This window comes from Pseudovibrio denitrificans JCM 12308 (assembly GCF_001310815.1).
Lineage (GTDB): Bacteria > Pseudomonadota > Alphaproteobacteria > Rhizobiales > Stappiaceae > Pseudovibrio > Pseudovibrio denitrificans.
This window is the reverse complement of the sequence record NZ_BAZK01000007.1, coordinates 46,948-58,929: the sequence shown is the minus strand read 5'-3', so window position 1 is coordinate 58,929 and position 11,982 is coordinate 46,948. Positions and strand designations below refer to the sequence as shown.

At 54.2% G+C, this 11,982-nt stretch carries 9 protein-coding genes and 1 pseudogene; 4 read left to right on the top strand and 6 right to left on the bottom strand.

Annotation, left to right across the window (positions count from 1 at the left end; translation table 11 throughout):
* Window positions 1-52 precede the first annotated feature (52 nt).
* A complete protein-coding gene (locus tag JCM12308_RS10355; RefSeq protein ID WP_054783659.1) occupies window positions 53-967 on the bottom strand; it encodes a LysR family transcriptional regulator in 915 nt (304 codons plus the stop codon).
* 104 nt (window positions 968-1,071) lie between these two features.
* On the opposite strand from JCM12308_RS10355, the gene JCM12308_RS10350 reads away from it, so the two are divergent.
* Window positions 1,072-1,971, top strand: a complete 900-nt coding sequence (locus tag JCM12308_RS10350; RefSeq protein WP_054783658.1) for an AEC family transporter — start codon at window positions 1,072-1,074, stop codon at window positions 1,969-1,971.
* 76 nt (window positions 1,972-2,047) lie between these two features.
* On the opposite strand, the gene JCM12308_RS10345 is transcribed toward JCM12308_RS10350, so the two are convergent.
* Window positions 2,048-4,351: a hypothetical protein gene (locus tag JCM12308_RS10345; protein ID WP_054783657.1), complete on the bottom strand. Its 2,304-nt coding sequence runs from the start codon at window positions 4,349-4,351 to the stop codon at window positions 2,048-2,050.
* Window positions 4,352-4,698: 347 nt separating this feature from the next.
* On the opposite strand from JCM12308_RS10345, the pseudogene mbfA reads away from it, so the two are divergent.
* Window positions 4,699-5,669: pseudogene (mbfA, locus tag JCM12308_RS10340) on the top strand (iron exporter MbfA).
* 10 nt (window positions 5,670-5,679) lie between these two features.
* On the opposite strand, the gene JCM12308_RS10335 reads toward mbfA, so the two are convergent.
* From JCM12308_RS10335 to JCM12308_RS10320, 4 genes are all read right to left on the bottom strand, one after another.
* Complete coding sequence (locus JCM12308_RS10335) at window positions 5,680-6,735, bottom strand: ABC transporter ATP-binding protein (protein WP_014284645.1); 1,056 nt, start codon at window positions 6,733-6,735, stop codon at window positions 5,680-5,682.
* A gap of 11 nt (window positions 6,736-6,746) precedes the next feature.
* Window positions 6,747-7,625, bottom strand: a complete 879-nt coding sequence (locus tag JCM12308_RS10330; RefSeq protein ID WP_008548945.1) for a carbohydrate ABC transporter permease — start codon at window positions 7,623-7,625, stop codon at window positions 6,747-6,749.
* Entirely contained in the window at window positions 7,618-8,499 is an 882-nt protein-coding gene (locus JCM12308_RS10325) for a carbohydrate ABC transporter permease (RefSeq protein WP_054783656.1), read from the bottom strand. The genes JCM12308_RS10330 and JCM12308_RS10325 overlap by 8 nt, the downstream gene beginning before the upstream one ends.
* A gap of 127 nt (window positions 8,500-8,626) precedes the next feature.
* A complete protein-coding gene (locus JCM12308_RS10320; protein WP_014284643.1) occupies window positions 8,627-9,898 on the bottom strand; it encodes an ABC transporter substrate-binding protein in 1,272 nt (423 codons plus the stop codon).
* Window positions 9,899-10,178: 280 nt separating this feature from the next.
* On the opposite strand from JCM12308_RS10320, the gene JCM12308_RS10315 reads away from it, so the two are divergent.
* Together JCM12308_RS10315 and JCM12308_RS10310 are read left to right on the top strand one after the other, a co-directional pair.
* The gene (locus JCM12308_RS10315) at window positions 10,179-10,904 is read left to right on the top strand and encodes an IclR family transcriptional regulator (RefSeq protein WP_054783655.1); all 726 of its coding nucleotides are present in this window, start codon (window positions 10,179-10,181) and stop codon (window positions 10,902-10,904) included.
* Between the two features lie 3 nt (window positions 10,905-10,907).
* Window positions 10,908-11,975 (top strand): Gfo/Idh/MocA family protein, encoded by a 1,068-nt coding sequence (locus JCM12308_RS10310; protein WP_054783654.1) that lies wholly within the window; start codon window positions 10,908-10,910, stop codon window positions 11,973-11,975.
* Window positions 11,976-11,982: the final 7 nt, after the last annotated feature.

Here is an 11,982-nt window from a genome sequence, read left to right as displayed (position 1 = left end):
TTCTCATTAACTAAGATAAGGGTATCCGCGTATTCCGTTAAGGGAAGGAAGGTTATTCTTCCTGGTAGATCTCATTTTCCGCAAAATCCCAGAAGCGAGTGACGGCGCTGTTGGTGGGAGTCGTTGGCAGGCGGGTTAAGAAGAGACTGCGCGGGGCAGGGGGATCAAGAGGCAGGGCCATCACACCTTCCAGATGCTCAGGCAGTGCCAGTTCAGCGATGATGGAACAGGCAAGGCCGGACCGGACGACAGCCAGAATGGAGGTGATCTGCTGAATGGAGTGATCCACGCGCGGTTCTGTATCTGAGCGGCTGAACCATTTACGCACCAGAGGTTCACTGCCGCCCTTGGTCATAATAAAGGGCTGGCGCTGAAAGTCCTCAGCGGACATCTGAGATGGCAACTCCATATCACGGGCAATAATGCCGACAAGCCGGTCACAGGCGATCGGAATGCTCTCGAACTCTTCATCTCCATCCAGACCTGGCACGACGGCCACATCCACCTCTCCACGGCGCAATGCGGCGATGATTTCCTGATCCTGCGCCTCCCGCAGTTCCAGCGCGATACCGGGATAGAGGCGGGAGAAGCGTTTCATTACATCTGGCAGCAGACGCGTGGAGGCAGATGGGCCGGACGATCCGATCCGTACACGCCCTCCTTTGTTCTGGCGCAGGTCATTGATGCGAGCCAATGCGTTTTCTTCTGCCGCTTGCACGCTCAGCGCATACTGCACGATCAAATCGCCTTCATCCGTCAACTGCACCGGCTGTGCCCCGCGACGGAGCACCTTCACCCCAAGTCGCTTCTCCAGTTCCGCGATGGACTGGCTCACCGCGGACTGACTGACACCCAACCGATGCGCCGTTTTGGTGACAGAGCCAACGGCCTGCACCAGAGGCAGAGCACGCACGGCTAGTTCCGGCAGGCGAGTTGCGAAATTGTTGAATCCATCAGGTTTGGTCATAGACTGCCATCACACATTATAAGCTCAGCTTATTATCTTATCTATTTTCATTAGCCTAAGACATAGCAACAGGAAAGACCAGCCAAACCGTGAGGAGAAAGCGCATGGGGATCGCGATGGCATTGCTGCCAAGTCTGGGCTTGCTGGCTTTGGGCGGTGTGTTTGGCAAACGTCTGGATCAGACAGTGTGGCGCGGCATTGATACGCTGAACTTTCAGCTGCTGTTTCCGGCACTGATGTTTTCAGCAGCGGCGGCCCGGCCCATCAATCTTGATGATGCAGCCATCATCGGATTGGGCGTTTGGGGTATTTTGGGTGTCGGGCTGTTGTTGGGGTGGTTGCTGCGCCCGTTTGGTCCGGATCGGTTTCTGGATTTCGCCGCTGGCTGGCAAACGGCATGGCGGTTCAACACAGCAATCGGGTTTGTGGCCATCAACGCGCTGGACGCGGACAGCGCTTCTCTGATGGCCATTGCCATTGGCTTTGCGGTGCCAATGGCGAACCTGATGGCTGTGACAGCTCTTTCCATGGGCAAAGGTCTTGGTCTGCGCAAGGCGGTTGGAAAGGTGGCTCTCAATCCATTCTTTTTGGCCGCCCTTGGCGGTGTTGCGGTGGGCTTGAGTGGTTATCCGCTTCCCTCAGTCCTTTCGGAAGGTCTCAATCAACTGGCTCTGGCCGCCATCCCCCTAGCATTGTTGGCGATTGGAGCGACACTTGATTGGCAGGGGCTTATGAAGCTGGATATCTATACCGGCGGGCTGAACTCCATCAAACTGCTGGCCTTGCCCTGCATCGCCTGGTTTGTGGTGCACAGCTTTGCCATTCCAAAAGAACAGGCATCCGTGCTGGTGTTGTTCGCAGCTTTGCCCACCGCTTCAGCCGCCCACGTGCTGGCCGCTGCCTTTGGTGCTGATTGCCGCCAACCGGCAACGCTGATTGCCCAGTCCACTTTACTTTCCTGCATCAGCCTGCCGCTTTGGATCGCGCTACAGACCAGCATGTAAAAGGGCCCTGCGGTAAACCGCAGAGCCCAGCCATTAGATAAGGAAGGTTTATAAGGTCAGAGCATGGGAGGCTCTGTTAAGCGGCTTGTTTAAAAGCCGTAGGCTTGAATTCCAGAACCCAGCAAGCTTCCAGCTTGTTTCTCTTCCAAGGCAGGAAGGAGCGGACACGGTACTTCACTTGGCGAAGTTCCAGATAGTCCGGCAAGCTTGCACCGGGGCCGGCAGACTTTTGAATAAGCTCCGCCCAATCCCGTGCCAACTTGGTGGGTTCTTCAACGACTGGCATTCCGTCGCTGCTTTCACCGGTAGGTTTGGAGATCAGCTGTTTGTAAACTGATGGGTTCAGCAGAGCCTTCAGCGCACCACTCAAACCATGCAGGTCTTCACCAAAGGCCTGATCTTCTTCATCTGCGATGTTACCGGCGTTTTCCTTGTCTCGTTCCGTTGGTTCGTTCAGCACAACACTGTTTGCTTCTGTGGTGCCATGTTCAACTTCCTTGACGACCACGTTGTACTGATCCTTCTTACCGCCTTCCATTGGCGTGATTTCAACACGGAACATGGCTGACCAAGGTTGTTCCTTTGCCCATCTCAGAATCTTACGGATGCTTGTGCCATTGCTCATCTTGGCCATGACTTCCTGCATTGCGTGATCTTGCAAGCTGCTGATTGCATCATGCGCATTACCATAGCTTTGCAGCAGGCCATCACCCTTGGAGCTGAGGAAATCATCCAGATGGCTCCGCTTGTCCTGAATCTCATCGTTCTTCTTCGTCTGGTCTTCCCGCAGATCGGACATGTTCAATGCCAGATCTCCAAGATCACCCGCGATGGCTCGTGGCAGGTTGTTGATCAGGTTCACTTCCGCAACTGTGTCGGAGGTTGGTTTCTGTTCAACCACCCATGCGGTCTTCACGGTATCGGTGTTTGAGAAGAAGCCCTTCTTGATGTCGTGATAGCGCACTTGCTTCAAAGTCATGTAATCTGGCAGCTGATCGCTGATGTCCCGGCCACCTTCCTGTGCGCGGGCAAGGGTTTCACCCCAGTTCATCGCCAGGTCACTTGGCTTTTCGACAAATGGGATATCGTCATTGCTGGCTTCACCCGTGGCCTTGCTGGTCAGGGCGGCCATCATTTCCGGTGAGCGCAAACCGTTGAAGATGAGCTCAGGATTGTACATGAGCTTTTCTTTTGAAAGGTTCCGCTGTGCCAGGTCGGTGTTTTCGTCGATATCAAGACCATCGGTGTCTTCGTTCTGCGGACTGTTGTCCCGCAGCTCGGCTTCAATGTTGAAGTAGTCACCCTTTGTAGTGATGTCGATATCAACGAGCTTTGCCCATGGCTGGGTTTCAACCCACTTCATGGTCTTGCGAGGACTGTTTGTCTGGGCGAGGTGGTCGTTGACCATGTTCCTTGCCATCTTTGCAAGGCCGGACGCGGCGTTTAGCGCACGGTCGTTCTGTTCTGCAAGTTCATCAACGGCGGAGTTGACGGTTTCGCCAAAGCTGATGGCGGACTGCACATCATTGGTGGTGTTCAGGGCCATACCCAGCTGCCGTGCAACAGCCATGCGGTATTCAATAACTTCCTGTTCTATTTCTTCCAGCTTTTGCCGCTCAGCATCAGAAACGGCATTTTCCTTCGCATTGTCGATGGTATCGCTCATGGCCTTACCGAAAGCGTGCTGGCGATACAGTTCGTTGACGTCCTTCACGAGGGAGTTGCCAAGCTTGACCATGTTCTGACTCATGAACACCAGCATTTCGCGGTGAGCCGGGGTCAGTTGCTTAGGATTGGAGTTAGCTGCATTTTGCAGGAACTCTGTGAAGCGAGGATCATCAGCCTGAGAGTCAAAGATCTCCTTGGTGACACTCCGGGATTCATCCTTTAGGTCTTTCTTCAGATCACGAGTGAACTGCTGCTTGACCATTTCATCAGCTTTTTCCTGAGGCATACCCAGAACATCTTTCACATGATGTTCCCATTTGGCAGCTGCAGGGTCAGCATAAGCTGTGGCAAGCGGATCTTTTAAGAAGGCTTCCCTCTTCTGCTGGAAGTCACGTAATCGACCCAGTTGCTCGCGAAGAGTTTCGGATTGTGGGAGGCCAATTTCCTCAAAGACAGCATGGACAGGACTAGGCTTGGAGCCATTTTGTCGTTCTGGAGGAGGAGTGTCGACGACGACATAGTCGCTCAAATCCGGTTCGGCAGTGCCATTGCGCTGGTCATGAGTGCCATTCACGCCGTTGGCCTGCTTGTTTGAGGCTTGCGCTGTCAGATTGGTTTCATCCCCTTCTTCCTCGGGGAAGTTCCAATGCATGTTTTGGTAAACAGCCTTGGCCCAATCGTGTTGTTCAGCATTCAACTTATTTACAGGCATGACACGTCTCCTGCTAACTAAGTTTTGTTATTGGCTAATAAAGTTGTGCTCCTCCTATCCGTTTATTTTAAGGCACGTAATCGACTTTAGTATAATAAGTTAAGACTGATTAAACCGCTCTGCTCAAATGCGACCGAGATCTTCATTTAGATCCAATTGGGCGATCACATTTTCCCAAAAACATCAATCACATCCGCTGATAGCGCAATCACGGAAGCATTGCCCAATTCTCCTGAACTCAGTGGCCAGCCCCTCAAATTTGCCTCTTATTTGAGGGGCTGAAACTGCCTGTTTGCAATGAAACCTGCTTAGGATCTGCCGGAACAGGAACAACTGGACCATCACGGATGTTGTATCTGACGTCACGCATGCGATTTTCTGATCTGAGTGAGCAGCAGGTTCTTGCCCTTGCCATCTCCTCAGAAGAAGACGACGCCCGCATCTACCGCGGCTTTGCAGCCAGATTGCATGAAGACTATCCGGGTACAGCCGCCATCTTTTCAGAAATGGCGAATGAAGAAGACCAGCACCGCATCTCCTTGATCGAACTGCATCAGAAACGCTTTGGCGATACCATTCCGCTGATCCGCCGCGAGCATGTCTCCGGCTTCTATGCCCGCAAACCCACGTGGCTCTCAGCTCACCTGACCCTCGACCAGATCCGCCACATCTCCGAGAACATGGAGACCGCTTCGCGAACCTTCTACGAGAACGCAGAGAAAAGAAGTACGGATGCAGATACTAGGCGCTTGCTGGGAGATCTGGCAGCTGTTGAAGCAAGCCATCAGGACAAAGCCCGGTTCTTGACTCAATCACACATGGAGACGGAAGCGGAGAGCGAGGATGAAACGGCGCACCGCAAGCTGGTGCTGACACTCATTCAGCCGGGTCTGGCCGGGTTGATGGATGGTTCAGTCTCCACGTTGGCCCCTGTGTTTGCTACCGCGTTCGCTACGGGCAACACATGGACCACGTTTCTGGTCGGCCTTGCAGCTCCATCGGCGCGGGCATTTCCATGGGCTTTACGGAAGCGGTCTCTGATGACGGGCAGATCTCAGGGCGCGGCTCTCCCACACTGCGCGGGCTGGCATCTGGCGTGATGACGGCCATTGGTGGGCTGGGGCACACTATCCCTTATCTCATCAGCGAGTTCTGGATAGCCACGTCTATCGCGTTCTTTGTTGTGGCTGTCGAGCTCTGCGCCATTGCGTGGATCCAGAGCAAATACATGGAAACGCCGCTCTTGCGGGCGACGTTTCAGGTTGTTCTTGGCGGCTCACTGGTGTTTGCCGCAGGCGTGCTCATCGGCGGGGGTTAGCTGCCCTGCTTTACAGGGACGCCCCACCTTCCTCGAACACATGCAGGAACTCGCGGTTGACTGAAACCGGCAACATATCCCCTTCACGCACAGTGATGGAATGGTCCACCCGCATGGTCAACGGATCAGAGGAGAAGCTGGTTTGCAGGTAGGCGAGGGACTCTGACCCCAGCTCTTCAACCAGTTCCACCTTTGCGGAGAAATCACAGGCCTCTGTATCAGAGATGCGCATGTGCTCCGGACGAATGCCGAGCGTGATCGCCCCATTGGCATGGGCCTTCTGCGCATCGGTGATGTTGAAGCCATCCAGCTGGATTGCACCTTGCTGCGCGGTTGCACCGATGAAGTTCATGGATGGCGCCCCAAGGAACCCGGCCACAAACTTGTTGGCTGGGCGCTCATAAAGATCAATCGGGCGACCAACCTGCTCGATTACACCGTGGTTGAACACCACAATCCGGTCCGCAAGCGTCATCGCCTCTGTCTGGTCGTGGGTCACGTAGATGATCGTCGCACCAAGACGCTTGTGAAGGCGGGCGATCTCCAAACGCATCTGGACACGCAGGGCGGCGTCCAGATTGGAGAGCGGCTCATCAAACAGGAACACCTGCGGATTACGGATGATCGCACGGCCAATAGCCACGCGCTGACGCTGACCACCAGAAAGCTGACGCGGGAAGCGCTCCAGCAAGTGCGTGATTTGTAGCGTATCGGCCACTTCATTCACGCGGCGCTTCACCTCATCTTTTGGCGTTTTACCAAGGCGCAGACCAAAGCTGATGTTGTCCGCAACGCTCATATGAGGAAACAGCGCGTAGGACTGGAACACCATCGCAATTTCACGCTTGGACGGGTGGGCGCGGGTTACATCCTTGTCCGCGATGCTGATCTGGCCGGACGTGACTTCCTCCAGACCGGAGATCATACGCAGCATGGTGGACTTGCCGCAGCCGGACGGCCCGACGAAGACGATGAACTCACCCTTTTCGACCTCAAGATCCACCCCATGGATGACCTCATGTTGGCCGTATGACTTCTTGATGTTTTTCAGTGACAAACTACTCATAATGTCCCCGATTATCCTTTCACGGCACCCATGGTCATGCCTTTGATGAAGTAGCGCTGGAAGAACAGGAATACGATCAGCGTTGGCAGGCTGGCGATCAGCGACATGGCGCCCTGAATGCCCCAGGCAACGGAGTATTGGCCCTTCATGAACACGAGCCCCAGCATGATGGTGCGTTTCTCATCCGACTGAGTGAAGATCAGCGGCCAGAGGAAATCGTTCCAGATCCAGGTGAATTGAAGCGTCGCCAGCACCGCAATGGCTGGCAGGCTGATGGGCAGTGCAATCTTGGTCAGCACCTGCCATTCACTGGCGCCTTCCAGAATAGCCGCTTCGCGCAGCGGGTTCGGCACTGTGGCGAAGAAATTGCGCATCAGCAGGGTACAGATTGGGATACCCAGCGCGGTGTGCACAATGATCATCGGCCACAGCGTATCAATCAGCCCCATCAGGTTGAACAGACGAAACAGCGGGATCAGGATCACCTGCGGCGGGAAGAACATACCCGACACCACCAGCAGAAAAACCAGATCACTGCCTTTGAACGGAAGCTTGGCAAACACGTAGCCCGCCAGCACACCAAGCGCGATGGAAAACGCCGTTGCCGGTGCTGCCACGAGGAATGTGTTGAGCATGTAACCATGCACTGCCGGATTGCTCAGCACCTCAACATAGTTGCCCCAGTACATGCTGCTTGGGATCGCCCAAAGATCCCCGAGTGCGATATCCCGCGTTGTTTTGACGGAAGAGAGCAGCACGCCGAAGGTTGGCGCAAGAAACAGGATTGCCAGCGTAAACAGGCAGATGAAGATGACAACAGGCCACGGATTGAACCGCTTCGGCGCCACATAATCGCCGCTGGTGCTGCCCAGAGTAGCCGTATCAGCCATAGATCTCGTCCACCTTTTTAAGCTGTTTGAAATAGAGGCGAATGATGGTCAGCGCGACGAGGAACAGCACGACGGAAATGGCACTGCCATAGCCCATCAGGTACTTCTTGAAGCTCTCGTTATACATATGCATGGCCAGCGTATCGGAGCTGTTGAACGGCCCGCCGCCTGTCATGATGTACAGAATGTCAAAGCCCTTCAGCGAGTTAATCACGCTCAGTGCAACAACAACCACCGTGGCTGGTGTCAGCAAGGGAAGGATGACGTGGCGAATGCGCTGCCATGTAGTTGCGCCTTCCAGCTCACACACTTCCAGCAGGTCACCGGGAATAGCTGTCAGGCCCGCAAGGTAGATCACCATGGACAGGCCGGTTGCCTGCCAGGACCAGGCCACGATGACCGAGTAAAGCGCACTGTCCGGTTTCGCCAGCCAGGCGTAGTTGAAACGGTCATTGGTGACGTACTCGATGATGGTGTTCAGAAGGCCCCAGTCTGGCTGGTAGATCCAGACCCAGACCTGACCAACCACCACGGCAGACAGACAAATTGGCAGATAGAAGATGGTTTTGAAGATCGGGCCACCGGGCACATGACTGTCGATGAGCAGCGCCAGCGAGAGGCCAAGAACGGTTGGAAGAACCACCGCGATGGCCATCCAGATAATCGTATTTATTGCCGCAGACATGAAGAGGCGATCGGAAAACAGCTTCCCGAAATTCTCAAAGCCAACGAAATCATAATTGTCACTGAAACCGTTCCAGTTGGTAAACCCGTAATAGAACGAGCTTAGGAGCGGCCAGATGATGATCAGCGCGAAAACGCTGAGGGGGAGCGCCAAAAGGGCAACGCGCCAGAATGTGTTGCTTTGATTCATACCCGTCTCAGAAAAAGCCTGCCTCAGATGTGCGCATATCCTGCTGCAAGACCAGCGATATGCTTGATGTTATAGAGGCAAGCCGACCGCAACCCTGTTGCGACCGGCTCTGTTTGGATTGCGATGCTTACTCGGCGAATGCGCTTGCTGCACTGGCCTGAGTTTCATCCAGAATGGTATCCACGTTGGATGGGTCATCCATGAAGCGAGCGAACATGGACAAGCCAACTTCCGCCACTGGTGGAGGCGTGGACAGGTCGTAGTTGAACGCGAAGGTCTGCGCAGCATCGATGGTATCGAGCGCTTTGAGCATCACAGCGTTGTAGTTGGACTTCGCAACATTCACGTTGGCAGACAGAGCGCCCTGAATGTTAGCCCACTTGGCCTGTGCTTCCGGATCTGACACCAGATACTCAAGCAGCTGCTCAGCACCCTCAGGGTTCTTCGCGTTTGCGGAGATCACCAGACCATCAACCGGACCAACAACAGCGTTAGGCACGCCAGCTGTCACTTCCGGGAATGGGTAGAAGTCATAGTCTTCACCCGGCTTCAGGCCGATAGAGTTCCAGTAACCGGTGATCCATGTGCCCATCAGGGTCATAGCTGCATCACCGCGGGCAACCTTGTCAGACGCATCTGTCCAGCTGTCTGCGTTTGCATTTTCAACAAAGTAGCCTTTGTCGACCATGCTCTTCCAGAGATCCATCGCCTTCTTCACTTCAGGATCGGCATAAGAGGCTGTGCCGTTCATGAGCTTCGCGCGGTAGTCAGGGCCCGCGGTGCGAAGGATAAGATAGTCAAACCAGAACTGTGCAGGCCAGCGGTTCTTGGAACCCAGCGCGATAGGGGTCACACCGTTTGCTTTCAGCTTCTCACAGGCTGCGAGGAACTCTTCCCAGGTTTTAGGAGCTTCGGTAATGCCAGCCTTTTCCATAACAGCTTTGTTAAAGAACAGACCGGAGTAGTGGTAGCCGAATGGCACCAGATAACGCTTGCCGTCATACTTGGTTGCACCGTCCGCAACAGACTTGGCGACCACGTTGTCCAGACCAGCCTTGTCCCACATGCCGTCGATTGGACGCAGGTCACCTGCATCAATGACGAATTGCGTGCGCGCACCAGCCCAATAAGAGAAGACATCTGGCAATGCGTTGCCCGCCGCACGCACCAGAATGCCGGTTTTGAAGTCTTCGTGACCGATTGGGCTGTCTTTCACAGTGATGCCGGACTTGGCTTTGAAGCCATCCAGAATCTCTTTCAGGCCTTTCTGGCCCAGCTCACCGGTGAAGTAGTGAGAAATGGTGACTTCGTCTGCTGCAAATGATGGAACCATGGATGCTGTCGCCATAACAGGCGCAAGCACCGCAGCAAGCAAAAGTTGCCTTCTGCGCTTATTCATATTTCAATCCCCTCCCAAGAGTTTGCATATGTTTTACAAAATCATTTCATCAATAAGTTGCCATATGTGCAACAAAACTGAATATACGTCCCATTTCGCCGCGCATTTCGCAAAATGTCAAGCTTATTTTGTACAAAAATACGTATACGGCCTCTTGCACTCCTGTAAAACCTGTGTCAATTCTGAAGCCAGACGCAGGAATTTTGTTGCCCTATGTTTAACTTTGTGCAATTAGTTGTCCATATTTCAACTTATTCCAGCGTGTTAGTGGAGATTGACGTTGCGCCTTTTACAATCGCTATCCCGTGGACTTCAGACGCTCGACTATCTTGTTGAGCAGGCTAAACCTTTGCGGCTTACGGATATCGCGAGTTACCTTGGTGTCGACAAGTCCAATGCGACGCATATTCTGCGTACTTTGGTTGCATGCGGTTACGCTACGCAAGGGACTGACCGACGCTATGCAGCAAGCGAAAAAATGACCAGTTCCCAAGGATCTGGGCCAACGGCGGAGGCAATTGTCGCAACACGGCAGCAGTGGCAACCTGTCCTGAAACAGCTCACACGCGAGACGGGAGAGTGCTCGCATATGGCTGTTCTGGCCAGTTCGCAGGTCTGGTATGTGGATAAAATCGATTCTGAGCTCCCGCTCAAGGTCGATCACCCCATCGGCTCTCTTGGCCCACTGCACTGCACCGCCCTTGGCAAGGCTTTTCTGGCCTTTGGTGATGCAGAGGCAGAGCAGGAGCTGAAGCAGTTCACCCCTGCAACCCTGACCGACCATAAGGCACTGGCTACTGAGATCTCCAAAAGCAGAGATCGCGGATACGCGATTGACGACGAAGAATTTACCTCCGGCATCCGCTGCGTGGCGGGACCGGTTTTTGATGAGCATGGGGTGATGATCGCCGCGATCGGCGTGTCAGGACCGACAGTTCGAATTAATGACAAGCGATTTGAGGAGCTCGGTGCGCTTGTCGAGAAAATGTGTTTTATGAGGGAGTAAGGGATGGGGAACCAGCCGGTTCGCGTTGCCATTCTGGGCACAGGTCGCATTTCGGATTTGCATGCCATTGAGTATAAGCAGAACCCGAAAGGCAATATTGTTGCCTTGTGTGATCGAAACGTAAAGCAGGCCCAGTCTCAGGCAGAGGCATGGGGCATTGATGATGCGATCATCAGTGACGACTACAAAGAGATTCTGGCTCGTCCGGATATCGATCTAGTCGAGATTCTGCTGCCACACCATTTGCATTTGCAAGCCGCGCTGGACGCGATCAACGCTGGCAAAATGGTCTCTCTGCAAAAGCCCATGTGTATGAACATGGAAGAGGCCAACACGCTGGTAGAGGCCGTTGACGGCTATGATCGCCCTTTCAAGATCTTCGAAAACTTCATCTTTCATCCTCCAGTCTTAAAAGCCAAAGAGCTGGTGGATGCAGGCGCGATTGGAGACCCGATTTCCATCCGCATCAAATCCAATCCGGGCAAAAGTAAAACCGCCTGGAAGGTGCCAGCAGCTGCCAATGCGTGGCGGCAGATGAAAGACATGGCTGGCGGCGGCCCGCTGGTGTTTGATGACGGTCACCACAAGTTCGCCCTAGCCTGGCACTTCATGGGCATGCCGTCTGACGTCCATGCCTTCATCGGCCAGACCGAGGTGTTCAAAGGCATCTATCTGGATGCTCCATCCATGGTCTCTTTCCGCTTTCCGGGCAACAAAATCGGCAATCTGGAAGTGGTTTACTCCCCAGAGCTGGAAATCGCGACCAAGCACTACGCGCAGGATGACCGTGTTGAGATCACCGGAACGCAAGGCGTTCTCTGGATCAACTGCGGCCACGGCTCCATTGGAGATCCAGCACCACTGGTGCATTACCGCGAAGGCAACGTCACCGAGTACCGCGATATCTATGCGGGCTGGGAGCAGAGCTTCGTCAACTCCACACGCCATTACCTTGATGCAATCACCGAGGGCGGCGACCCCATTCTGACAGCGCGGCAGGGCCGTGATGTCTTAAGCTTTGCGCTGGCGGCAGAAGAATCTGCACGCACAGGCCAGACAATCAGCTTTTAAGCAGCGG

What these genes read in the sequence shown, in the direction of transcription:
- JCM12308_RS10335 (WP_014284645.1), bottom strand. Translation starts at nt 6,735, where the DNA reads ATGAGTAGTTTGTCACTGAAAAACATCAAGAAGTCATACGGCCAACAT.
- JCM12308_RS10345 (WP_054783657.1), bottom strand. Translation starts at nt 4,351, where the DNA reads ATGCCTGTAAATAAGTTGAATGCTGAACAACACGATTGGGCCAAGGCT.
- JCM12308_RS10310 (WP_054783654.1), top strand. Translation starts at nt 10,908, where the DNA reads ATGGGGAACCAGCCGGTTCGCGTTGCCATTCTGGGCACAGGTCGCATT.
- JCM12308_RS10320 (WP_014284643.1), bottom strand. Translation starts at nt 9,898, where the DNA reads ATGAATAAGCGCAGAAGGCAACTTTTGCTTGCTGCGGTGCTTGCGCCT.
- JCM12308_RS10330 (WP_008548945.1), bottom strand. Translation starts at nt 7,625, where the DNA reads ATGGCTGATACGGCTACTCTGGGCAGCACCAGCGGCGATTATGTGGCG.
- JCM12308_RS10355 (WP_054783659.1), bottom strand. Translation starts at nt 967, where the DNA reads ATGACCAAACCTGATGGATTCAACAATTTCGCAACTCGCCTGCCGGAA.
- JCM12308_RS10350 (WP_054783658.1), top strand. Translation starts at nt 1,072, where the DNA reads ATGGGGATCGCGATGGCATTGCTGCCAAGTCTGGGCTTGCTGGCTTTG.
- JCM12308_RS10325 (WP_054783656.1), bottom strand. Translation starts at nt 8,499, where the DNA reads ATGAATCAAAGCAACACATTCTGGCGCGTTGCCCTTTTGGCGCTCCCC.